Source organism: Petrimonas sulfuriphila (genome assembly GCA_038561985.1).
Taxonomy (GTDB): domain Bacteria; phylum Bacteroidota; class Bacteroidia; order Bacteroidales; family Dysgonomonadaceae; genus Petrimonas; species Petrimonas sulfuriphila.
In genome coordinates this window covers 3,717,876-3,741,942 of sequence record CP073276.1, presented here as the reverse complement: position 1 = coordinate 3,741,942, position 24,067 = coordinate 3,717,876, and the positions used below count along the sequence as shown (strand labels likewise).

Genomic DNA, 24,067 nt, shown 5'->3' with positions numbered 1-24,067 from the left:
CAATACCCCCTTCTGGAAGAATTTAAAAACACAATTATTTTTAAAATCTATACAAAGATGAGAAAAATTTATCGATTTTTGGCCTTATTAACTGGTATAATCTTTTCAGTTGCTTTTCTCCAGGCACAGGAGATAATGGTTAAAGGTGAAGTGCGCGATAACGAAGGTGAAACTTTACCTGGTGTTTCTGTGGTTGTGAAAGGAACCACACATGGTACTGTCTCTGATATTGACGGGAATTATGCGTTGGCCGTTACTTCCGGTTCAACACTGATTTTTTCATATGTGGGTTATCAAACATTGGAAGTGAGAGTGACAAGCTCACCGGTCATCAATGTTGTTTTAAACACATCGACAGTAGGTCTTGATGAAGTGGTGGTCGTGGGATATGGAACCCAGTCACGCCGTACCATCACGTCTGCCATTACCAAAGTGGGTGGAGAGGTATTACAAAATGTACCGGTAAACACGGTAGGAGAAGGATTGAAAGGGAAAATTTCCGGAACACGTATTTATTCAAACAACAATACGCCAGGTGAAGATGCAACCATTCGGATTCGCGGCGGTTCCTCCATCAACAAGAGTAATGAACCACTCATCCTGGTAGATGGAGTTGAGAGAGCGTTTAGTGGGATAAATCCGAACGATATTGAATCAATAGAAGTTCTTAAAGATGCCTCATCCACAGCTATATACGGTTCAAGAGCTTCCAATGGGGTTGTTTTGATTACAACGAAAAAAGGATCTGTTGGCAAAGCTCCGAACATCACTTTCGAAGCAAACATGGCATTGCAGGAAGCAGGGACACTCTATAAGTTCATGAACGCCAGGGATTATCTGAGTATTGTTCGTCCGGCAGTAGCTGCAGGTCCCAATGCAAAGTATAATTCAATGGATGGTTATTCCGCCAGTTCCGGCAATACAGCTACCTCCATCTATTCTACTCGTTATCTGGGAGAAGGAGAGACTATCCCGGCAGGTTATTATTCCATGCCCGATCCAATTGATCCGACAAAAACGCTGATATTTCAGGATAACAACTTTCAGGATGAAATCTACAAGCAGGCAGTTTGGCAAAATTATTATGTCGGACTTGATGGGGGAAATGAAGGGATTCGTTACAATGTCAGCCTTGGCTATACCGACGACGCCGGTGTTGCCATAGCCACTGGGTTCGACCGATTGAATTTACGCAGTAACATCGATGTAAATATCAATAAACATTTGTCACTTGTCGCGGGATTCGACTACTCCAGAGCTAATTCACAGGAGTACCCTAATCAGATGAATGTCATTTCAAGGGGTTTGGCGACACCACCCACTCAGAAAAAGTACAATGATGATGGAACCCCCACCAAAGGATACAATGCCACCTCACCCAATCCACTCTGGTATGCCTATTATAATGATCAAAGCCGAGAAGATAAAAGATTGTCAGCTTTTGGTAAACTTACTTACCGCATTTTTGATGATCTGAAAATTGAATCGCAATTATCAACCTACAACCATCATTACCAAAGCAACAGCTTTCAGAGAGCCAATGAATTTAACGGACTCCGTCCAGCCAGTTCATCCTTTGGCGAGCTTAAACGAGACAAACTGGAGATCTATGCAACCTATATTAAGGGGTTAGACGATCATTCATTATCTATAATGGGAGGGCACTCTTATCAGAAGGACAGTAACCAATCCCTGGGGGCTTCCGTTGATGGGGCTAGTTCCGATAAGGTGCCTACACTGACCGCAGGCCCCAATAAGAAGGATGCCACCAGCAATTTTACTCAGGATGTGACGATTGGTTATTTCGGTCGTTTGACATATGATTTTCAAAAAAAATATCTGCTTTCTGCAACATTTCGGGAGGATGCTTCCTCACGTTTTGCAAAAGGAAAACAGTGGGGATTCTTTCCAGGAGCATCAGCCGGATGGATTATCTCGGATGAACCCTTTATGCAGGGAATAAAAAATCTTGATAACTTGAAAATCAGAGTTAGTTACGGCCAAACAGGGAACAATGCAATTGGTCTGTACGATGCGTACGGAAGGTATTCCACCAATGCAAGATATGATGGATTTGCGGGTATTGTAGCTTCTACTATGCCAAATATGGATCTGACCTGGGAGACCTCTACGCAACTCGACCTGGGATTCGATCTGTCACTTTTCAAGAATCGATTCACAGTCTCAGCAGATTATTTCGATAAAATCACAGAAAACCTACTTTTTAGCAAAGAGTTGCCAAATACCACCGGTTTTTCTTCTGTACAAACAAATATTGGAGAAGTAAAATTTTATGGATTCGACCTGGAGATTGGTTCGACCAATATTCGTACAAAAGATTTTGAATGGACTTCGAAATTCACCTGGAGTTTTGTAAAAAACAAGGTGCTTAAATTGCCAGATAACGGACGAGACAAGAATCGTATCGGGGGTATCACCCTAGCCGACGGAACGGCTTTCGGTGGAACTGCTGAAGGTGAGTCGCTTTACCGTTATTATGGATATATGGTAGACTATATCATTGAAACGGAAGAACAAGCCAAAACAGCGATGTATGATAATTCGGCAAAAGGCTATCTCCCTTCAGACGGGAAGAAAATTGCCGGAAGAAAGCATATCGGAGACTATGAATGGAAGAACAGGCCAGGTAGTCAGACCCGAAACGATAAAGATTACATTGACAGTCAAGATCAGTTTTTTCTGGGGTACACTGTTCCACACTCTACAGGAGGTTTAAATAACAATCTTACATTCAGAAATATATCTCTAAATGTTTTTGTTGATTGGGCATTGGGACACTCAATCAATAACAATTCTGAAATGCGATATTTTATGAACACCTTTGCCAATAATTACACATTGATTGATAAGGTAAAACAAACATGGAAAGCTCCCGGTGATAAAACAAAATATGCTCGTTTTACAGCCAATGATCCGGATGACGGAAATGCCAATTTTAGTCGTACATCCAACATCTTCAACTATAAAGGTGATTACCTTTGTATTCGTGAAATTAGCCTGCAATACAATGTACCTTCTTCAAAATTAGGTAAACTGGGTATGCAAAATCTGGCCATTACCTTAGCTGGTAATAATCTGCATTATTTCACCGCAGTGGAAGGCGTTTCACCTGAAGTAGGTGCATCCACCACATATAATGCTGGTTATTACAATTATCCTCCTATTCGTAAATATTCTATCGGAGTAAAAGTTACATTCTAAATCACACTACAAAAATGAGAATCATGAAAAGTAAAATCATCATATGCTTAATGTCCTTTTTTACGTTATTGACAGCATGTCACGGTGATCTGGACATCGTACAAAAGAGTGAGGTATCTGCCAACTCTATGTGGCAGGATGAAGGAGATGCTACTTCGGCTATATATGGGCTATATAACAGATTCAGATCTACATTTGAGCAAGGCTACATGTACTGGGGAGAGTATCGAACAGGATTGTGGGCCGACGGACTTGCTGGTCAGACGGCACGAGATCAGATTTATCAGAATCAGATTCCCACCAACCATGGTTATGCCAATTGGACTGATTTATATACGACGATCAATCAGGCTAATCTGATCCTGAAATATACACCAGAAATAGAATTTGTCAGTGAAGAAACAAAAAATAAGGTATTGGCCAATGCTTATTTCGTGCGTGCATTCTGTTATTACTGGATAGGCCGAATTTGGGGAGATGCTCCGGTATTGCTGGAAGGTTTTGAGTCAGATAAACAGGAAGGATTGTTCCCCGGTCGCGATGCGGCAGATTTGGTGTTTAAGCAAGTTGGTGATGATATTAATGCTGCGCTTATTCATATGCCCGCCTCTGTAACCGACCGTAAATTAGCTTCACAGGCCTCTATAAACATGTTAAAAGCTGATTATAATCTTTGGATGTTTAAGGTACGTAACGGAGGCGATGCGGCACTCAACAATGCTGCAACGGCTGTTGCTGCAGTACTGGGAAACGGCAATTACAGCTTAGTAACTGATTATTCTTCCATTTTTAAGAATGAAGGGGGACCGGAGGTTATCTTTGCCTGGAGTTATCTTCAGGATGAACACACAAGTGGTGCCACGAATGACTGGCTGGTGCCCTCCCAGTATATTTCCCCAGAATATATTGAAAATCCTGTGAAAGTGGGAAGTCATCAACAATGGTGTTTTTATACGGCCGATTACAAAGCATTGCTTTCAGAGTATGAAAATGACCGACGAACCATTGTAAGTTTCCAGACGTTCTTTGATGATAAGAAAAATGGTACTTTCCAATGGATAAACAAGTATGCTGGATCCTGGGTAAGCGGTACTCGTATTTTCGATTCGGACGTGATCGTATATCGTTATGCAGATGCTGTACTGTTTGATGCAGAAATTAAAAATGCAAAAAACGACCGTAACGGAGCTGTGACTGCTCTCAACAAAATTGCCAAACGTGCCTATGGAGTCGATAGTTTTTATTCGAATACGCTTACAGCTTCCGAAATTGATGCATTAATACTGAAGGAGCGAATGAAAGAATTTGCAGCAGAAGGAAAGCTTTGGTGGGATTATATCCGTTTTGATGTAGTTTTTGAAAAAAATCCGTTCCTTGTAGGTCGTGAAAATGAACAAAACATCTTGTTGTGGCCTGTAGCACAAGCATCTATCAATCGAAATCCCAATCTCAACCAGACCCCGGGTTATGATAAATAGAAAATAATAAGAAGGAGACTCTCTAATTTCATGAGTCTCCCTCTTATTTAAAATAACCATAAAAGAGTGAATATCAATTCGTCCATCTGTAACCTGAAATTTGGATTGTTCTTTCATCTGCTTTTTTTATCATGTAGTAATAGAGATGAAGTAAAAGGACAAATACCCAATGTATTATTTATTGCGATAGATGATATGCTTCCGGTATTAGGTTGCTATGGGAACTCAACGGCTCTTACACCCAATATCGACACGCTAGCAAATCAGGGAATTTTATTTATGAATGCCTACTGTCAGGTGGGACTCAGTAATCCTTCCAGAGCTTCATTGATGACGGGAATGCGACCGGATGAAATTAAGGTATGGACGCTAAAACCTCATTTTCGTGAAGAAAAACCGAATGTAGTCACATTGCCTCAGTTCTATAAAGAAAAAGGCTACGCAACACGTGCAGTAGGAAAGATATATCATGATGGGGCATATCATCAGGATCCTGTATCATGGTCGAATCCTTCCGTACTGAGTGTTACGCGTGACGGAAGAGGACATAAGTATGTATTACCTGAAAATTATATGCCCAAAAGGTCAAAAGCAACAACTACGGAGAATGCAAATGTACAGGATACGGCATATATTGATGGGAAAGTATGTCAGGCAGCAATTGAATTACTAAATCAACTGACAGATTCAACTTTTTTTCTTGCAGTGGGTTTCAGGCGTCCCCATCTTCCTTTCTCGGCGCCTAAAAAATATTGGGATCTCTATGAGCGTGAAATGTTCAAAAAAGAATTAAAAAATCCGAGAAGACCCGCAAGAGCACCAGATTTTGCATTTCATAATTCCAACGAGTTAAGAGGGTATGAAGATATTGGAGAATTAGGAGTTATCCGGGAAGAGAAGCAGCTGGAGCTCTTGCATGGATACTTTGCAAGCGTAAGCTATATAGATGCACAAATAGGTAAGTTGATTGCAGAATTAAAGCGACTGGGTCGCTATGATAATACGATCATCGTTCTTTATTCCGACAATGGTTTTCATCTTGGAGATTTCGGATTATGGGGAAAAACAACAAATTATGAAGCTTCGGTAAATATTCCACTAATATTCTGTGGTAAGGGAATTGAACAGGGAGCAATTAACCGATCAATGGTCGAGTTAATCGATATTTATCCAACCCTAATTGATTTGACTCATGGAGAAATGAAATCATCTCACGACGGAATTTCTCTTTTGCCGATCCTTAAAGGAAAGTCCTCAAAAGTGAAAAGTTATGCACTAAGTCAGATTGTAAGACCTTATCAGGACGCCATCAATTCGAGATCACCAGATTCAATGGGATATTCATTGAGAACGGAAAAATATCGTTACATAGAATGGCGAAATACAAAAAACATGTCGGTGTTCGCCCGAGAATTGTATCGGATGGATGATGCTTTGTCAGAAAAAGAAAATATAGCATCTGATATAAAAAATGAAGCATTAATGAATCAATTTTCCGATATTGTTAACAGGATTAGAAAATAGGAGAATGTATGCTGTTTGTGAAATCAAACATCAGTTAAAGAATAACAATACAACAAATGGTTCTTTTTAATCTATATGATATGAGGAAAAATTTACTTTTAATATCGAGTATCCTGCTTGTCTTACCGTTCCTTTCTTTGAAGGAAAAGGAAGATATTGATCAAACCGTCTTGTGGGAACAGGGGATGGGTGAATATAACAATTACAGGATACCGGCGCTGGTTGTTACCAACGAAGGAACACTGCTCGCTTTTTGCGAGGGACGTGAGTCAGGTGATACCGGAGATATCAATTTATTGTTAAAACGTTCGGAAGATAATGGGATGACCTGGAGCAATGAACAGGTTGTATGGGACGATGCAAAAAACACCTGTGGGAATCCTTGTCCTGTGGTCGATGAGGAAACCGGGCGAATCTGGTTGTTTATGAGCTGGAATAATGGGAAAGACAAGGAAAGTGACATCATCAATAAAACGTCGTTGTCTTCTAGATTACCCTATGTCTGTTATTCCGATGACGATGGCAAAACGTGGTCGAAGCCAGCGAGTCTGGAAGAAACATGCCGAGACCCTTCATGGGGGTGGTATGCTACCGGCCCCGGAATAGGGATACAAGTGAAGAAGGGCGCTTACAAAGGCAGGCTGGTTATTCCGGCGAATCATAGTTACGATGATCCTCAAGGAAACCTGGCAGGAGGCCCCTATGGCTATGGGGCCCATGTGATCTATTCTGACGATCATGGAAAATCGTGGCAGATAAGCGAATCCATCAAGCCTGGGTGCAACGAAAGTCAGGTGACTGAATTATCCGACGGTACCTTGCTGATGAACATGCGGTCCTACAATAATAAACAGGCAAGGGCAATCAGTTATAGCACGGATGGTGGGCAAAGCTGGTCGGATATTGAACACGACTTTCAGCTGGTGGAGTCGTTATGCCAGGCGGCCGTATTGAATTTTGGTGAGGTGGACGGACAAGGGGTGCATCTCTTTCTCAATCCTGCCGTGCCTCACGGAAGAGATCATCTGACGCTTAAAGTTAGCCTGGACGACTGCCGGAGTTGGAGCAACAGTAAGCTGGTGTATGAGGGGCCGGCTGCATACTCCTGCATTACCAGGTTACCGAATGGAAGAGTGGGCCTTTTTTTTGAAGCCGGAGAAAAAAGACCGTACGAAAAAATGATCTTTGTCTCCTTTGACTGGAATGAGATTTTTCTTACGGGAACCATCGTACCATGAAGCCACTTTCTTCAGATGAAATATACGGCAATTGGGCAACGCTGCTCTTGGCAACTGACAAAAACGGAGAGATTGACTTTTCCCGAATGAATGATGAGATTGACGTTTTAATCGATTCACAACCCAACGGAATTTATTCAAACGGGACTGCCGGTGAATTCTATTCACAGACCGATGACGAGTTTCTTCGGATTAGTGAACTACTGGCTGTGAAGTGTGAAAAGGGAGGTATCCCTTTTCAAATAGGAATCAGTCACATGAGTCCGCAGATATCGCTGCACCGGTTGAAAATGATTACACATTTAAAGCCGGGAGCGGTACAGGTTATTCTTCCCGATTGGTTTCCCCCCACTTTGGAAGAATGCGCGATATTTCTGAAAAAAATTGCAGCGGAAGCCGGCGAGATCAATCTTGTCCTGTATAACCCGCCACACGCGAAGAAACAATTACAGCCCGAAGAGTGGCAGGTTTTAAAAAAGGGAATACCGGCTTTGGTGGGTGTGAAGGTGTTTGACAGAAATTCCGACGTGGAATGGTACAAAAGGGTAAAAGACAACAGGGATGGCATTTCCGTGTTTATACCGGGTCATAATCTAGCGACCGGCATCAGCCTGGGTGCACAGGGAGCCTATTCCAACGTCTCTTGTCTGAACCCACGGGCTGCCCAGAAATGGTATCAACTAGTGCGAACCGACATGAGTCAGGCGCTGGAGTTGGAACAACGGATCAAACATTTTATGAAAACCCTGATAGAGCCGTTTATTACGCAACATCACTTTTCCAATCATGCCTGCGATCGTTTTATGGCTTTGGTAGGCGGATGGGCCGACGTAGGTGCCAGCTTGAGGTGGCCCTATAAGTCTATTCCGGAAGATTTGGCCGGTGATGTTCGGAAAAAAGCTGTGAATATCATCCCCGAATTTTTTGAATAACAACACACATATCTTTTTATCATGCAAAGAAAATTACTGTTTTTACTTTCTCTGGTCATGCTGACCATCTCATGCGGATATAACAATCGAGTAAGCGCCGAAATAGATTCGCCCACTCTTCCCGTTCTGACTGGAAAAAAGTACAACCCGGTACAGAAAATCAGGTTGATCCGCGATAGTACCGGCTTAAACCGGGAAGAATATATTCTTGAGAAAGTGACGCTCTCACTGGAAGGAACGACCGATATAAGTGACATCGACAAGGTAATGCTGTTCAGGGCAGGAGAGAACGATAAATTAGAAACAGATCATCCTGTCGGCGAGGTGCAGCCTACTGCAACGAAGATTACTTTTTCCAATCACTTCACCGTAACAGAAGATACTACTATCCTCTGGGTTTCAGTTACCCTGAAAAAAAGTATCGATCTGTCACACAAAATAAAAATACGGTGCGAAGAAATAGTCACCGACCGGGGAAAACTGAAAATTTTACCGCATGATGCAAAGGGACTGAGAGCCGGTGTGGCCCTTCGGCAACATGGACAGGATGGTGTACACACCTCACGCATCCCCGGGTTGGCTACCTCTAAAAATGGCACGTTGATGGCAATTTACGATGCACGCTACGAAAGTGCGCGCGACCTGCAGGGTCATATGGACATTGCCTTGAACCGGAGCTTCGATGGCGGACGCACTTGGGAACCCATGCAGGTAGTACTCGATAGGAAGGAGTGGGGTGGCATGCCGGAGAAATATAACGGGGTGAGCGATGCCTGTATCCTGGTGGATGATCGAACAGGAGACATTTATGTAGCCGGCCTGTGGATGCACGGATTGTTGGATGCGGAGACAGGGAAATGGGTTGAGGGTTTGACTGCCGACAGCACACGGTGGCTACACCAATGGCGTGCGAAAGGTTCTCAGCCCGGCTTTGGTGTGAAGGAAACCTCCCAGTTCCTGATTACGAAAAGCAGCGACGATGGCCTCACCTGGAGCGAACCAATCAACATCACCTCCGCAAAAAAGAAGGAGTGGTGGCTCTTTGCGCCGGCACCCGGACAGGGAATCACCATGACTGACGGCACGTTGGTTTTTCCATCACAAGGTAGGGATGAAAATGGCATCTCATTCTCTAACATTACCTGGAGCAAAGATGGAGGAAAGACATGGAAAACAAGTAACCCGGCAACCAAAAATACGACAGAGTGTGCCGTGGTTGAACTCCAAGACGGATCACTGATGCTGAATATGCGGGATAACCGCAACAGGGGCAATGAGGAGGTGAACGGCCGATCGGTGTTTGTTACCAGTGATCTGGGCGAGACTTGGAAAGAACACCCCACCTCCCGGAAAGCTCTTATAGAACCCACCTGCATGGCTAGTCTCCATGCACATCGTTATATGGAGGATGGTGTGAAAAAATCGTTGCTACTGTTTGTCAATCCGGCATCTACCTCAAAACGGAATAACATCACCCTGAAAGTGAGTTACGACGGTGGCAATACCTGGCCCGAAGAGAAACAGATCCTGCTTGATGAATACAGCGGACGTGGCTATTCCTGCATCACATCGGTGAACGACTCCACCCTTGGCATTCTGTATGAGAGCAGCCAGGCTGACATGGTCTTCCAGACGGTTTCTCTTAAAGAGATACAACCATGATGCGTTCGAAGACTTACAATTTTTTATTCACCACAAACTTCATATAAATTTACTGCATGATCCGAAAGAAAATTTCACGTATCTATCTCCTTATATGGATGTGGTTATCCATATCCGTCACTTTCCTAAAAGCGGATAATCTAAATACCCTTCACCAGATAAACTGTTTCTCCATGGAGACATTGGAAGATTCTACCCTGTGGGAGGGGCTGGCAGGTACTTTTTTCGGTAAACAGGAAAACCGGTTTATCATGGCTGGAGGATCCGCTTTCCCCGGAGGGAAACCATGGCAGGATGGAATCAAACATTTTTCGGATCAGGTATTTGTTTTTGAACAACTCCCTGACGGATCTTTCAGCAAGGTCTATCAGGGAAATGACCTGCCTGTACCCTTGGCGGAAGGCTCCTATGCCACGCTTCCCGGCGGACTGCTCTGTGTGGGTGGACTTACCCCGGATGGCATCACCGGAAAATCCTGGTTGCTGGCATACTCCGGCAGCGGCATCACTGTCACAGAATATCCCTCGCTACCAGTGCCGGTAAAAAATTCCACAGCTACAGTCATAGGCTCAAAGGTTTATTTGGTTGGCGGCGAACTGGCCGACGGCACCTCAACCGACCAGTTTTTGGTGCTCGACCTCTCCAATCCGACAAAAGGATGGGAAAAACTACCCAATTTTCCAGTACCGATTTCGGGAGCTACCCTTACTTCCCAGCAGGATGGGGAAGAGGTGGCTCTCTTCTCTTTTGGCGGAAGGGCCAGAAGAACTGCCGGAGAAGCCACAATCTTTTATGCATCTGTTTACCATTTCCGACCTTCACTCAACAGGTGGACCCAAAAAGGAGATATCCAGCACGATAAGGACACTTCAGTTTCTTTGGCAATGGCTACCGCCTCAGCTGTGGGTGGTTCACATGTGCTGCTCTACGGCGGTGATACTGGCCATATTTTTAACCAGGTAGAGAAGGCTGTCCGGGAAGGCAATACAGCTAAAAGAGATAGTTTGTGGATACATCATACGGGATTTCATAACAAGATATTGATCTACAATACCATCACCGATACATGGTTTGAAGCAGGAGAAACCGTGAATCCTCCCGTGGCTGTCACATCGGATGTATCCGACGGAAAGAATGTTTATATTGCCAGCGGGGAAATTCGCCCCGGAGTGCGTTCCCCCCTCATCACGCAGCTTTATTATACCTCACAACCCTCTTTCGGATGGATCAACTACCTGGTGCTTATCCTCTATTTTGGAGGAATGCTGCTGATGGGCTTCTACTTCATGAAACGAAATGAGAATACCGAGGATTTCTTCAAAGCGAGCGGACGCATTCCCTGGTGGGCCGCGGGAATCAGTATTTTTGCCACAACGCTGAGTGCTATTACATTCCTGTCGATACCTGCAAAGACTTATGCAACCGACTGGCGTATGCTTGTCTTTAATATCTGCATCATTCTCATTGTCCCGGTGGTCATTCGTTATTTTCTTCCTTTCTTTACCCGCTTCCGGCTGGGTACTGCTTACGAATACCTGGAGAAACGCTTCAACCGCACCACAAGATGGCTGGCTTCTGCCCTGTTTGTTGTCTTTATGGTGAGCCGCATTGCCATTGTGCTGTTTTTGCCGGCACTGGCACTGAATGCGGTGACAGGGTTCGATATTTATCTCTCTATCGTAGTCATGGGGTTGGTAACCATTATCTACAGTACTAGCGGCGGTATGGAGGCCGTTGTCTGGGGAGACGTCATACAGGGATTTATTCTTGTCTTTGGAGCACTTGCTGCATTTGTTTTGATGGTAATGGGTATCGATGGAGGCTTGGGAGAATTCTGGCATACTTCCATCGAGTTTCACAAATTCCGGACGTTCGATTTCCGGTTTGATTTTACACAGCCGGTATTCTGGGTAGTACTAATCGGAGGGGTAGCCAACTCTCTCATCACCTACACCAGCGATCAGTCTATCGTACAACGTTATATGAGCACAAAAGATGAAAAATCCACTTCCCGCAGCATCTGGCTGAATGGTATCCTAAGTGTTCCGGTCACCATTTTGTTTTTTCTGATAGGAACCGGCCTTTTCGCATTCTATAAAGATAACCCCGCAAGCATGATGGTTACCAATCCCAATATCGATTCGGTATTTCCGCAGTTTATCGTGTCGGAGATGCCGGTAGGGTTTGCCGGACTGCTCATTGCCGCCATTTTTGCCGCAGCCATGTCAACCCTTTCATCCAACATCAACTCCTCTGCCGCCGTGCTCACATCCGATTTCTACCAGACCATTTTCCCGAAAAGTACTTTTTCATCACAACTGAAAATGGCCCGCTGGTCGGGCCTCCTCTGCGGATTACTGGGAATGGGTATGGCATTGATGCTGGCCACCTGGAACATCGCTTCTTTGTGGGACCAGTTCAACACGTTCCTGGGACTTCTCACCAGCGGAATGGGGGCCCTCTTTATCCTGGGAATATTCTTTCCCCGGGTGGGTGCAGGGGCAGCCCTTGTCGGCGTGATCACAGGGCTCTTCCTGCTACTGATTATCAAGGAGCATACTCCCTTGTCGTTTTTGCTGTACGGTTTTATCGGAGTGTCGGTAAGTATCCTGATTGCCTGGCTGTCAAGTTTTTTGTTACCCAACAAAAAGGAGATCAAAGGGTACACCTGGAAGGGTATGCAGAAAGAATGACATGCTACCCCTTTTTTAGGGACAAGATAACTTGATCTTTTCAAAGTGGCACAAATCAAACCGTTATATCCAAGCTTCATGGTTGTACGGTTTCGATTGATGAAGATGAAGACGTCACCCATGCGGACCTCATATCCCATCAGGTTTTGAACCACACCACAGAGCGAGTTCATCCCTTTTCGCATGTCTGTCTTTCCCGGGCACAGGAAATAGCGCATGGTGTCATTCAGGCAGAACATGGCGTGAGCAGATTTGATTCAGTAAATTGATCGCGAGCTCTGTCTGGGCAGTGCCAATGAAACTAACCTGAATACCTCCCGGGAGCTTGATCCTGATCTCTCCCTGACTGCTGCGTGGTGATGAAGCCGGCGAGGATACAGGGGCTTTAACGGGAAGATTGATACTGATCGGTGCCAGCGTACTCGTGGGTGCCTCCGGTGCATGATTGTTATAGGAGCGGGTGAGTCCGAACTTGGTTTTCCAATAGTGGAAGCTGGAGACTGTATAGGACTCGTTCGCACAAAAATCCTTGATGCTTAACCCGCTCTTTTGTTGGCGCTCCAGTATCGCCAGGAATTCTTCTTTGCTTACAGGCTTCATAGAAAATACGTTTGCCGGCAAAGATCGAAAAAAAACATTTACGCTAAAATGGGTATTTTATCGGGGGCTTACAGTAGTACGAGGATGGATGAATTATTACGGGAAGTACTGTATGCATTCCATGAAAGGTATAATGGACGACTTTAATCTTATGCTACCCCGCTGGGCAAAAGCCAAATATAAACGTTTCAAAAGAAAACCTGTTTATTTGGCTCTTAAATGGCTTGGCTGTATTGCAAAAAGAGAACCGATGTTTTATCACTGGAAGCTTGGAATATATCCCAAGAATGTGAAATGTTATTGAGGTTGAATAAGAAGAGCCGTGTGAAATAAGAGTTTCACGCACGGTTCTGTGAGAGGTTTAATGTGAAATCCCTTTTATCTACTCGATTGTATGCTGGCCGTTTTTATTTTTTCTTTTTAAATGTATTTATAATCAAGCTAATAAAAGACCAAATTCCACTTTTTTTTGCGATAAAATCAATTGCCAAAAGTATTAATCCTGCTGCTGAACCACTATAAATCCTAATTTTATTGCTAAGAGGTGAATAGAAAATAGTCCAAGCAATAAAAAGAATAAATAGTGTGATTAAGAAAATGTAAATAATTGATTTTGTTTTTTGCCTTTCTTTAGATAAATCATTTTTGTAAATATCTATCTCCTTATCTTTGTCATTTATTTTAATATCACCATCTGCAAGTTTCTCTTCAATTTTTTGTTTTGACTCACTAAGTTTTGCCTTTTCATATTCTTTTTCAGCAAGAGCTTTTTCTAATTCTTTCATTCGAGCATCCATTTCGGAAATCTGCTTATTTTGCTGCTCTTGCTGCTCTGCTGCTTTCTTGATGAGTTTTAAAGCTGTCTGCTCAACTTTTTCCGGCTCTTCCTCAAGTAAATATTTTTCGATTTTTTTTGCAGATTCTTTTGCTATTGCAGTATGTAAATAAAGATATTGCTCATCAGTTATTTTAAGATTATTCTTTACTTTTTCTTCATAGGTATAAATTATTTCCTGACTTGGAATTTCTTCTTTGAATGTAGTTGAAAGAATAGAACTTAATCCTGCTTTTTTTACTTTATCTAAATATTTCGTAGGGTCTTTAAGCCACAATAAACCTATTAAATAATCAGGAAGAGCAACTTCTGTAATTTTTTTTGTTACTGTATGTTCTTTGTTGTATTTAAAGAGATTTCCATTATTAGTAACAAACCAGTGTTTCCCTTTTTGAACTGAAGAAACGTACTTATCTCTCAAATGTCTCACATACAAATAAGCTAATACATCATGTTCAGCACTATACTTAAATCTCTGCTTTTGAAGTTCCTTTATGTCAGTTGAGTTTTTAAATTTTTCTTTTAACGAAGCTGGAATTAGTTCAAGAACCACACCAAGTTCTTGTTCAATTCTATTCTGGATATCAGAATTAAATATCATTAACCATTCTTTGCCTTTTTTATTTCTAATACAAGCATCGTTTATTATCGTTTTCGGATTCTTGGAATCCCATTTATAAATAGCCTTTTCAATCTGATGCCCAAGTTCACTTAATGTTATCCCTAAAATTTTTAGCTTACCCCCTGTATTCGTTATAATACTCAAAAGTTCTTTAGCAGGATTTGTTTCATATTCTGCCTGTAAGTCTAGGGCTTGTAAAATTATTTGAGTATCTATAAAATAAGTTTCACCATTTTCAAATTTTGTATCAAGGTCGATTTCATTTTCGAAATAGCTTGTAACAATCGCCCCCAAGTATAATTGCTCTGAGATTTTATATAAGTCATTTCGATTACGTTCAATCTCTTTTAAAAAGTTAGCATGGCATAAATATGAAATCTCAATATCGTCACCATTTAATAAATCATTGCCTGTAAAAAAACTCGATAATCTTTTTTGATATTTTTCTATAAAACTTGCAAATGTTGGACAAGAGATTTGGTCATTCTTACTAGCATATCGACTAAACTCATTCTCTATTAGGTTTGCGTCTCTTTGACTTCTTCTGTATTTATCTTCATGGTCTGTGAATACAAAATCATTAAACTGAAATGATTTAGGTCTTTTTTCAGACAAAATCAGTAAATATTTGTCTTGTTCCTTTGCTGAAAATGATTTCTGAATTCTTTTCAGCAAAAGAGAAATAATTGACTCTGGAACATTAATGCCATAAAGTTCAATTATTGTACTTTGTAAATCAGAATATAATCCACTTTTGCTCTTATGAGCACAATGATACGATAATGCTCTTTTACATATAGGAACATATACATCGTTATACAAATCCCTTCCAGTTTCAGTCAGAGAGGCTAAAAAGCAAAATGCTGATAGTCTTGTTGAGTTTGTTTCAGTGTCATTCATAATCAGTATATTATTTAGCTATCGTGTAGGGTTTTTCTCGGCTTGCTTACAACGTTTTCGGGCTTTGCGTTCGGGCGGGTTTTCGTAACACAAAGTTTCAATTTATTACAAAAGTTCATTAGAAACACAAATCTTCTATAAGTTTGCACGTCACCCCGCCTGACGCAAAACCCATGTTACCAGTTCGTGCTTCTTTTCAATCGTGTTGTTGTCTGTCCATGTTGCAGTGTCTTTTGTGTGTTGGCTTAGTGGCTCTTTTGCATAACTTGGCTTTAGCGTGGGCTTGTGCGGTTTTGCAAATGTGCCATCAAATGCGTGGGCTATATATTTTTTATGATGTTTAAAAAGTCTTCCAATTTATATGCTCCGTCAACTGTTCGTCTTTCGTAAACCATGAAGTAACGATAATTATTACCTGCTTTACTTGCCCAAAGTCCGCCAAGTCTTATTTTTTGTTCTGCGTCCAAATGGTCGCCTTTGGTTTCTAATAAAATTGTCTTTCCGCTTTTTGTCTGAATGATGAAGTCGGGATAATGATTTACAAAGCCGTTAATTCTAAATCCTTTACGTTCTATGTTCCTTGTCCAGAAAGCAATGTTTATCATGTTGCCAATTTCATTGATTACACGTTCTTCAAAACCGTTCATGCTTCCTTCTTTCTCGTAAAGCGATTTTGTTATGTCTTTTGCTGTGTCGCCTGGCGAAATATTTTTTGGTAAGGTAAACGATGGTTTGATAAACACTTTGTCAGTGTCTAAAAAGTCTTTGAATTTCTTCTCCGCAAACTGTTCTGAAAGTGTAATTATTTTGAATTTGATTTTGTCTTTGTAAGTGTATTCGTTAGCTGCCAAGTCGCTAAATTGCTCGTCTTTGAAATCTTCTAAAATTCGGTTGATGTATTTTTCAATTTCCTTGTCAGGAATTGGAAACATATTTCCGATTAAGTCCATCAGTCGTTTAGTGAAATTCTTTACTCTGCTGTCTTTGCGTGAAGGGTCGAGAATGTAAGTCATTACACTTTCTTTCACTTCTCCGTCAAGCCTTACAAATGTTGGTGTATGTTCTTTTTTGGTTTCATCCAAGTCAACTTTGTAGAGTTCAGAAGTAATGCTGTCAAACGCAATATTTGTGTCGGCTTTGCTCAATGCAAAACCTTCTAAGAGGTTTTCTTTTTCTAAAGGCAATTCTTCTTCTTTCTTGCCAAACAAATCGTTAGAAGGAACTTTTAAATAAAACTGTGGCAAATTGATTTGCTCTGCCTGTTCTCTAAAAATGTCTTTAATACTGTATGTTTTCACAAGTTGTTGTATTTCATTTGGTAATGCCGTTGTATGGTTGGCTTCCATTTCTGAAACCGTTTTTTCAAATGCATCATTTTGTTCAATGGCAGTTTTTTCAATTTCAGAAACGGTTGTATTTGGCAACTCTGTTTCTGATGGTGCAGAAATTTGGGTTGTGTCAATGTCTGAAGTAATATCTTCTGTTGGTGTTTCGATTGTTGGAAAAACAGTAAGTTGTTGTAAAGGGTCTTGCTTTTTGGCTTCTTCCAACATGGCAGGGTCAGCCAATTTATAATCCTTATCGCTAAAACCTGCTTTGTTCAAACCTTTTACAATGTTGTCCAATGTGTCAAGGAATTTTGATGAAGCCGTTAAAACATAACTCAAATTGAGTAGCGGAAAATTATGTTTCATCACATACGGTTGGCGTAAAACTCTACCCAAAATTTGTTCAACATCAACTGCTGAACTCTTGTCTGCCAATGATGCCAAGATGTAAGCAAATGGACAGTCCCAACCTTCTTTCAGTGCGTTTATGGTAATGATGTATCGAACTTCACAGTCTTTGCTCATCAAGTCAATGCCTTTTATTTCGTTGATGTTTGCCGTTTTAATTTTTATTTGTTCGGCAGGAATTTTCGACTCAATTAGTTTTTCTTTCAGTTTCTGAACGTTTGATTTTTCTTCTTCTTCGTTTAAAAAATCTTTGCCGTTTCTCGGCTGTGCTTGAAACAACACAATGGGACGAATGTATTTACCGCCTTTCTTTTCTTCTTCAATGGCTTGTAGTTCCAAGCGTTTTTGTAGTTGTAAAGCTGAATTGATTACTTCTGTTTTGTCCTGATGATTGTAAACAATAACAGGAAGTTTTACCATGTTTTCCTTTTTCAGCTCCAAGGTATCAATGAAACTGATAATATTACTGTTTTTGCGTGGCGTGGCGGTTAAGTCAAGAATGAAACAAGGGTTAAACTCTTTAAGCATTTCTACACTTAAATCCGTTTCAGCATTATGACTTTCGTCCACAACTATCATTGGGTTTAAGTATTGCATTACTTTCATTAACGAAATTTCTTCGTCTTTGCCGAGTAATGCTTCAAATGATTGCAACGAACCGTTTTGCTCAAATACTTTTCTTCCTTCTTTGTTGGCAGTTCTTATGCTGTCAAAACTCAAAACAAAAATGTTCAATTGCTCTTTTACCGAAGTGGCATTAAATCCGCTTCCCTGCAATAGTTCTGCTTTGTCAAATACTTCTACTTTGTTTCCGAAATGAGAATTGATTTTTTGGCGGTAAGGGTGATTAGTGTCTTTTAAGTTTTTAATGGTTTGGTCTAAAATGGTAATGGACGGAACCAACCAAACTACTGCTTTGAGTTTGTCGTAAGCAAAGGCATTAAAAATGGTTTTAATGGCGTTGCAGGCAATAAAGGTTTTCCCGCCTGCCGTTGGCACTTTTACGCAAATGTGCGGAACACGGGGAGCATTGTTTTTGTAGGGTTCAATGGCTGTGCCTGAAAACGGAAACAAAGGCGTTCTTGGGTGCTTTGCCCAAAAATTATAAAAAGCGTCTTTCACGTCTTTGGTTTCCTGTATGTTTTCCAAAAACAGTGCAAGGTCGTTGATTACTTGTTGTTGATATGGTTTTAATTCCATTGCTTAAAATCTTGTTATATCTCTTGGTATTTTCTTGAAAATGATATTGTGCTTCGTCATGAAATCCTTTGTTAGCAAACAGTTGTCGGCATAAATTACATACTGCTCGGCTTTGGTTTTCATGGTTGCTAAAAAAGTATGGTCTAACGTAGTTACTTCGTCTAGCTCGTAGTGGAAGTAATACGCTGTATCATTATGTTTGCCCAAGAAATGTTTATTGTCTTTGTGTTTGCTTGATGTAAGTGGCGTTTTAGTTTCGGTGTAATAAACATATTGGCGAATTCTCTCAACACCTACCAATTCATTCAAATTGCCATCTTTCAAAAACATGGGTTGCCCCAACTCGTAAAAATCAAAGCTTCCGCCTAATGGCTCTACTTTATCAATAATTTCTGTTACACCTGTTATCAATATTTCATTTCCAGATGATTCGATTTTTACGTCTTTGAATTTGCTTTCTTGTTTTAGCTCATTGTATTGATTAACAATTTTATCTGCTTTTTTAAGAGTAGTAATGTTGATTGGAAAAGTTGATACTACTTCTTTTTTGTTGCCCGAATAATTGTAGCCGCTAATAACTCTTCTGGTTCTTTCAGCGGTAATTGTTTCCGCATAATCCATCATTTCAATGCAAATGAATTTTCTATTGCCTTTGTCTTTTTTGTTGAGTGACAAAACTGCTTGTGCTGTGCTTCCTGAACCAGCAAATGAATCAAGAACGATAGCATTTTGATTAGGAATCAAACTAATCAAGTATTCAAGCATATTTATGTTTTTAGGGTTATCAAATATGTTTGATTCGCCCATTATATTATTTAATTCATTTGTGCCGTCATTTGTTGAAAAGTTAATAATGCTTCTAGAATTGCCAAATGAAATCATTTGAATAAAGAATTTACCTTCTTCTCCAAACACATCTGACTTTTCTACAAAAGTTCTTTTCTTAACAGCGTATGAGCCTTTCTTGCCAGTTATTATTATTTCTTTCTGTTGGTCATTGAATTTGTCAAGTGACCAAGTCCAACAACCTAATTTACCACGAACTTTTGGAGGTCTGATTGGAATGTAACCAAGAGAAACTAAGTTTTCATCCGTTGTATATAATTCGTCTTCATTGTTTGAAGTCTTTGCTAATTCAACATCATAATCTTGAATCGCAATTTTTTCTTTCGTCTCTGGATTATAATAAACTGTATATCCAAGATTAGTCCGTGCATTAAGAATACCACCTTCGCCCCTTGTTGTGATAGAGTCATTTACATAATAGTATTCACCGTCTTCTTCAAACACTTCTTTTGTAATCCATTGCTTATTAATTATTGATGGATTTACTTTAGTTCCTTCCGTAACAGTTCCTTTTTTTCTGTATAGGACAATGAACTCATGATTTTTCTGAACATTAACAGTATCGTTTTTTGCATTCATTTTATTTTGAATTATCGGTCCAATGCAATTAGGATAACCGAAAATGTCATCACATAAAAGTTTTAAGTTAGAGTATTCATTATCATCAATTGAAATAAAAATTGCCCCATCATCAGAAAGTAACTTGTGTAATAATTTTATTCTCGGATACATCATGCAAAGCCATTTGTCATGTCTGCTAAGGTCTTCGCTTTCTTTACCAACAACTTGTCCTAGCCACTTTTTAATTTTCGGGTCGTTCACGTTGTCGTTATATACCCAACCTTCGTTTCCTGTATTGTATGGAGGGTCTATGTAAATGCAGTCAATTTGTCCTTCGTATTCAGGCAAAAGGGCTTTTAGGGCTTCAAGGTTGTCGCCATGTATAATTTTGTTTCCGCTGTTGGTTTCTTGGTCTGTCTGCGTTCCGTTGTCAAAACCGTAGGAGTGTTCCAAAACTTTAAACGGAACATCCATGTGATGATTGATAACTTTATCTTTTCCTATCCAGTGTAATGTTGGCATCTATAAATATCTATTTCAATTCGTTTTTATTGTTGGTGAAGTTAATTTTTTACGCTCTGTAATTGTCAAAAAAGCCCTTCAAACTGTCCGTTATCCCAAAGTCGGGTGGTGGATGGGCTTGGGAGCATGGGGCAAAGTAAAATATGCTGCAAATTGTGTCGGCTTGTGCGTTGGGTTGCAGCTCTTTTTATTTTGCGAAGGGTTGGCATTTTGTCTGTCGTTTTACTGTTCGTTTATGTTTATGATGTCGTCTTTTAGCATGACCGGTAACGTGTTGTTTACGCAATAAACTTATAACATTCGTATATTCCCACACAATCGGGGGTGTCTACGAAGGTTCTTTGAATCGGGATAAATAATAGTGGAAACTTGTGTGTTGCATTAGTATCAGTATTTTGAATTACAAACTTATATAAAAAAGTTTGAATTTTATACGCCGCCCGATAAAAATCGGGGCCGTAACTGTTCTACTTGTAATTAACGTGTTCTAAGACACAAAGTATAATTTAAAATTATCATTATGAGAACAGTTAGCGGCCTCGACGTTCACAAAGATAGCATATTTATGTGCATCCTGGACGAGCAAGGCAAAAAAACAGAAGAAAAATTCGGAGTTACCACTCGCGAAATAAAGCGGATGGCCGTTGTAATGCACTCCCGTTTTGTGAGTGATGTATGTATGGAGAGTACGGGCATTTATTGGATTCCCCTCTGGCGTTTATTGGAAACAGATTTCAAGCTTCATCTGGTCAACCCCCAGTTTCTTAAGCAACTGCCCGGTCGCAAGAGCGATGTGAAAGACGCGCAGTGGATTGCCACGGCCCTGCTCAAGGAATTAGTCAGGGACAGCTTTGTTCCTGACGGCAACATTCAACGCCTGCGCCAATACGGACGGCGCATCAACGAGATAAACAAGGACACGGTTCGTTGTGAACAGCGTATCGACATGCTTCTTCAGCGCTGCAACGTGCGTTTGAGCAATTATGTCTCGCGCACCAGAAGCAGGAGCTACCGCAAAGTGGTGGATTCCCTGATAAGGGGTGAGACATCCGTGGATGAACTTATCCGGCTTATCCACGGGCGCACGGTTAACCGACACGGAAAATCGGCGGTGCATGATGCGTTGGAGGGCTGCATCGTTGAAAGCGACAGGGATTTGCTTGGGCAATACACGCAGATGCTTGACATGTATCAATCACAAAAACAGCAATGCCACGAGGCGATGGTTCAAATGTGTATGAACCTTTATCGGGAAGCATTTTTGTTTCTGCTCGGTATTCCGGGTGTGAAGGAGCTCTCGGCAGCTATCATCATTTCTGAAATAGGCGACAATATGGAACTTTTTGCTACCGCAGCAGCCCTTGTGTCATGGGCAGGACTCAGACCGCGTAACGATGAAAGCGCAGGAAAAAATTAAGAGCCGCCAAATAACACACGGGAACAAGTATCTGAGAAAAGCTTTGATAGAATGTGCATGGAGTGCCGCCCGAACAAGAGGATCCGTGTTTTACTGCCGTTTTTGGCATTTAAAAGGCATGAAGAAACACCATAACGCCATTATCGTAGCCGTTGCCCGGGAGATGCTTACCGTTATCTGGAAACTGCTTTCCAGACATGAGAACTTTGATGAAACGTATCATCTGAAGAAAAAAACTGCTTCGTAGGGCGGACTCCTGTTCCGCTTTTCAGGAGCAGTCGGATTGTTTGTAAGGCCTTTATATTTGTGGTGGATTTTATACCCCGGTTCGCAAACTGACCGTGTCAGACAATCCGTATTGAACGCCGATCAAGAACCGTAAGAGTTCGAAGAGGAAATTAATTTACATTGACGAAAGTTCATTTTTCTTTCGTCAGTAAATCTATGTGTCTAAAATATAGCAAACCAGCTTCAATGAGTTTATTATGCAGGGAAACAAATGGATTTATAGAGGAAATATAACAATTATTTGGATAAAAAAACGGTATTGTTAAAATTAATGAGCTTTATTTTATTGCCCTTGCTTTGTTCACGTTATTCACGACAGTTTAGGGGATAGTTTTTCGGTTGGATAACCGAGAGCGTTTAACAGGTACATCGGGATTGTGCATCCGGTTTTTTCACCTTTGTTCAGGTACAGAATCCGTTTTGTGACATATGCACTCCTCGTTTATATTTGGTCTCCAAACCTATCCCGCAACTCATGGTCCGTATTCAACTCACTTTAGTCGCTTTACAGTTTTGCTTTGCATCAGCGATTTCATTTGCGTGATCGCTGTTTTGTTCAGATGGATAAGTCCTCGTTCTGCGGAAGTCCTTGAGGGAATTGGCGTCTCTCCATTCCTTAGCGGTCATTCCGAAAAGAGGGCGACGTTGAGCAAGTTTGCTTCCGAGGCATAGACCAGATTAGCCTGTTGTCGGGTCACTTTTTGAGGTGTCAGGTTCTCTTTAATGGCGTCGGTGTGGATATTGTGAGCTGATCCACATTCCAAACTCAAAGACAATATCGGGATGCGCATAAGTCCCACCATATCTTCCTGTTGTGGCTTTTAAACCGATCGCATTTGTTTTTTCGCCCCATTCCTTGACACTTAGTTTATAATTGTTCAATCCTGCTAAGCTTTTAATTATGGCGATTTCGCCATAATTAAAATGCGGATTATAAACAGACTCCCAAATACCGTAAGCCCCCGATAAAATACCCATTTTAGCGTAAATGGTTTTTTTCGATCTTTGCCGGCAAACGTATTTTCTATGAAGCCTGTAAGCAAAGAAGAATTCCTGGCGATACTGGAGCGCCAACAGAAGAGCGGGTTAAGCATCAAGGATTTTTGTGCGAACGAGTCCTATACAGTCTCCAGCTTCCACTACTGGAAAACCAAGTTCGGACTCACCCGTCCCTATAACAATCATGCACCGGAGGCACCCACGAGTACGCTGGCACCGATCAGTATCAATCTTCCCGTTAAAGCCCCTGTATCCTCGCCGGCTTCATCACCACGCAGCAGTCAGGGAGAGATCAGGATCAAGCTCCCGGGAGGTATTCAGGTTAGTTTCATTGGCACTGCCCAGGCAGAGCTCGCGATCAATTTACTGAATCAAATCTGCTCTTCCCATGTTCTGCCTGAATGACACCATGCGCTATTTCCTGTGTCCGGGAAAGACAGACATGCGAAAAGGGATGAACTCGCTCTGTGGTGTGGTTCAAAACCTGATGGGATATGATGTCCGCATGGGTGATGTCTTCATCTTCATCAATCGAAACCGTACAACCATGAAGCTTTTGCATGCGGAAGATGGCGGGTTGGTTCTGTACATGAAAAGGCTCGAGGAGGGTACCTTCCGCATACCCGCGTACGATGAAAAGAGTCGTTCCTATCCCATGCAGTGGCGCGATCTGGTGATGATGGTGGAAGGGATACAGGATGATCCGGGAAGCCGCTTGAAGAGGCTCAAGGCGATGAGACACGGGTGATAAAAATAATCGGGAAAAGAGTGAGAATAATCTCCTGAAAGCTT

Annotated in this window: 14 protein-coding genes and 3 pseudogenes; 11 read left to right on the top strand and 6 right to left on the bottom strand. The window is 41.5% G+C overall.

Annotated features, from left to right (window positions below; genetic code table 11):
- Window positions 1-57 precede the first annotated feature (57 nt).
- From KCV26_15870 to KCV26_15840, 7 genes are all read left to right on the top strand, one after another.
- Window positions 58-3,222: a TonB-dependent receptor gene (locus tag KCV26_15870; protein WZX36739.1), complete on the top strand. Its 3,165-nt coding sequence runs from the start codon at window positions 58-60 to the stop codon at window positions 3,220-3,222.
- Between the two features lie 50 nt (window positions 3,223-3,272).
- Window positions 3,273-4,700 carry a RagB/SusD family nutrient uptake outer membrane protein gene (locus tag KCV26_15865; protein WZX38417.1) on the top strand — a complete coding sequence of 476 codons (1,428 nt, stop codon included), beginning with the start codon at window positions 3,273-3,275 and terminating at the stop codon, window positions 4,698-4,700.
- 66 nt (window positions 4,701-4,766) lie between these two features.
- On the top strand, window positions 4,767-6,224 hold the full coding sequence (locus tag KCV26_15860) for a sulfatase (GenBank protein ID WZX36738.1): 1,458 nt from the start codon (window positions 4,767-4,769) through the stop codon (window positions 6,222-6,224).
- Between the two features lie 80 nt (window positions 6,225-6,304).
- Window positions 6,305-7,462: an exo-alpha-sialidase gene (locus KCV26_15855; protein WZX36737.1), complete on the top strand. Its 1,158-nt coding sequence runs from the start codon at window positions 6,305-6,307 to the stop codon at window positions 7,460-7,462.
- A complete protein-coding gene (locus tag KCV26_15850) occupies window positions 7,459-8,394 on the top strand; it encodes a dihydrodipicolinate synthase family protein (protein ID WZX36736.1) in 936 nt (311 codons plus the stop codon). The genes KCV26_15855 and KCV26_15850 overlap by 4 nt, the downstream gene beginning before the upstream one ends.
- A gap of 21 nt (window positions 8,395-8,415) precedes the next feature.
- The gene (locus KCV26_15845; GenBank protein ID WZX36735.1) at window positions 8,416-10,056 is read left to right on the top strand and encodes an exo-alpha-sialidase; all 1,641 of its coding nucleotides are present in this window, start codon (window positions 8,416-8,418) and stop codon (window positions 10,054-10,056) included.
- 56 nt (window positions 10,057-10,112) lie between these two features.
- Window positions 10,113-12,749: a sodium/solute symporter gene (locus KCV26_15840; GenBank protein WZX36734.1), complete on the top strand. Its 2,637-nt coding sequence runs from the start codon at window positions 10,113-10,115 to the stop codon at window positions 12,747-12,749.
- 71 nt (window positions 12,750-12,820) lie between these two features.
- On the opposite strand, the pseudogene tnpB (KCV26_15835) reads toward KCV26_15840, so the two are convergent.
- Window positions 12,821-12,967, bottom strand: a pseudogene (gene tnpB, locus KCV26_15835) (IS66 family insertion sequence element accessory protein TnpB).
- Window positions 12,968-12,971: 4 nt separating this feature from the next.
- The gene (locus KCV26_15830) at window positions 12,972-13,349 is read right to left on the bottom strand and encodes an IS66 family insertion sequence element accessory protein TnpB (GenBank protein ID WZX36733.1); all 378 of its coding nucleotides are present in this window, start codon (window positions 13,347-13,349) and stop codon (window positions 12,972-12,974) included.
- Between KCV26_15830 and KCV26_15825 the strand changes: the two genes are divergently transcribed.
- The gene (locus tag KCV26_15825; GenBank protein ID WZX36732.1) at window positions 13,333-13,653 is read left to right on the top strand and encodes a hypothetical protein; all 321 of its coding nucleotides are present in this window, start codon (window positions 13,333-13,335) and stop codon (window positions 13,651-13,653) included. The genes KCV26_15830 and KCV26_15825 overlap by 17 nt on opposite strands.
- A gap of 103 nt (window positions 13,654-13,756) precedes the next feature.
- On the opposite strand, the gene KCV26_15820 is transcribed toward KCV26_15825, so the two are convergent.
- The 3 genes from KCV26_15820 to KCV26_15810 form a co-directional block, all read right to left on the bottom strand.
- A complete protein-coding gene (locus KCV26_15820; protein WZX36731.1) occupies window positions 13,757-15,706 on the bottom strand; it encodes a hypothetical protein in 1,950 nt (649 codons plus the stop codon).
- Window positions 15,707-16,026: 320 nt separating this feature from the next.
- Window positions 16,027-18,642: a DEAD/DEAH box helicase family protein gene (locus tag KCV26_15815; GenBank protein ID WZX36730.1), complete on the bottom strand. Its 2,616-nt coding sequence runs from the start codon at window positions 18,640-18,642 to the stop codon at window positions 16,027-16,029.
- A gap of 3 nt (window positions 18,643-18,645) precedes the next feature.
- Complete coding sequence (locus KCV26_15810) at window positions 18,646-20,571, bottom strand: site-specific DNA-methyltransferase (GenBank protein ID WZX36729.1); 1,926 nt, start codon at window positions 20,569-20,571, stop codon at window positions 18,646-18,648.
- A 520-nt stretch (window positions 20,572-21,091) separates the two neighbouring features.
- Here KCV26_15810 and KCV26_15805 point away from each other — a divergent pair.
- Window positions 21,092-22,235, top strand: a pseudogene (locus tag KCV26_15805) (IS110 family transposase).
- Between the two features lie 527 nt (window positions 22,236-22,762).
- On the opposite strand, the pseudogene KCV26_15800 reads toward KCV26_15805, so the two are convergent.
- Window positions 22,763-23,254: pseudogene (locus tag KCV26_15800) on the bottom strand (KilA-N domain-containing protein).
- Between the two features lie 48 nt (window positions 23,255-23,302).
- Here KCV26_15800 and KCV26_15795 point away from each other — a divergent pair.
- Window positions 23,303-23,680 (top strand): IS66 family insertion sequence element accessory protein TnpB, encoded by a 378-nt coding sequence (locus KCV26_15795; protein WZX36728.1) that lies wholly within the window; start codon window positions 23,303-23,305, stop codon window positions 23,678-23,680.
- Window positions 23,664-24,023: an IS66 family insertion sequence element accessory protein TnpB gene (gene tnpB, locus KCV26_15790; protein WZX36727.1), complete on the top strand. Its 360-nt coding sequence runs from the start codon at window positions 23,664-23,666 to the stop codon at window positions 24,021-24,023. The genes KCV26_15795 and tnpB (KCV26_15790) overlap by 17 nt, the downstream gene beginning before the upstream one ends.
- The last annotated feature ends 44 nt before the right edge of the window (window positions 24,024-24,067 follow it).

Excerpts from the sequence above, each read along its gene's own strand:
- KCV26_15820 (WZX36731.1), bottom strand. The coding sequence starts at position 15,706 with ATGAATGACACTGAAACAAACTCAACAAGACTATCAGCATTTTGCTTT.
- KCV26_15855 (WZX36737.1), top strand. The coding sequence starts at position 6,305 with ATGAGGAAAAATTTACTTTTAATATCGAGTATCCTGCTTGTCTTACCG.
- KCV26_15870 (WZX36739.1), top strand. The coding sequence starts at position 58 with ATGAGAAAAATTTATCGATTTTTGGCCTTATTAACTGGTATAATCTTT.
- KCV26_15865 (WZX38417.1), top strand. The coding sequence starts at position 3,273 with ATGTCCTTTTTTACGTTATTGACAGCATGTCACGGTGATCTGGACATC.
- tnpB (WZX36727.1), top strand. The coding sequence starts at position 23,664 with ATGTTCTGCCTGAATGACACCATGCGCTATTTCCTGTGTCCGGGAAAG.
- KCV26_15850 (WZX36736.1), top strand. The coding sequence starts at position 7,459 with ATGAAGCCACTTTCTTCAGATGAAATATACGGCAATTGGGCAACGCTG.
- KCV26_15840 (WZX36734.1), top strand. The coding sequence starts at position 10,113 with ATGATCCGAAAGAAAATTTCACGTATCTATCTCCTTATATGGATGTGG.
- KCV26_15845 (WZX36735.1), top strand. The coding sequence starts at position 8,416 with ATGCAAAGAAAATTACTGTTTTTACTTTCTCTGGTCATGCTGACCATC.
- KCV26_15830 (WZX36733.1), bottom strand. The coding sequence starts at position 13,349 with ATGAAGCCTGTAAGCAAAGAAGAATTCCTGGCGATACTGGAGCGCCAA.
- KCV26_15810 (WZX36729.1), bottom strand. The coding sequence starts at position 20,571 with ATGCCAACATTACACTGGATAGGAAAAGATAAAGTTATCAATCATCAC.
- KCV26_15795 (WZX36728.1), top strand. The coding sequence starts at position 23,303 with ATGAAGCCTGTAAGCAAAGAAGAATTCCTGGCGATACTGGAGCGCCAA.
- KCV26_15815 (WZX36730.1), bottom strand. The coding sequence starts at position 18,642 with ATGGAATTAAAACCATATCAACAACAAGTAATCAACGACCTTGCACTG.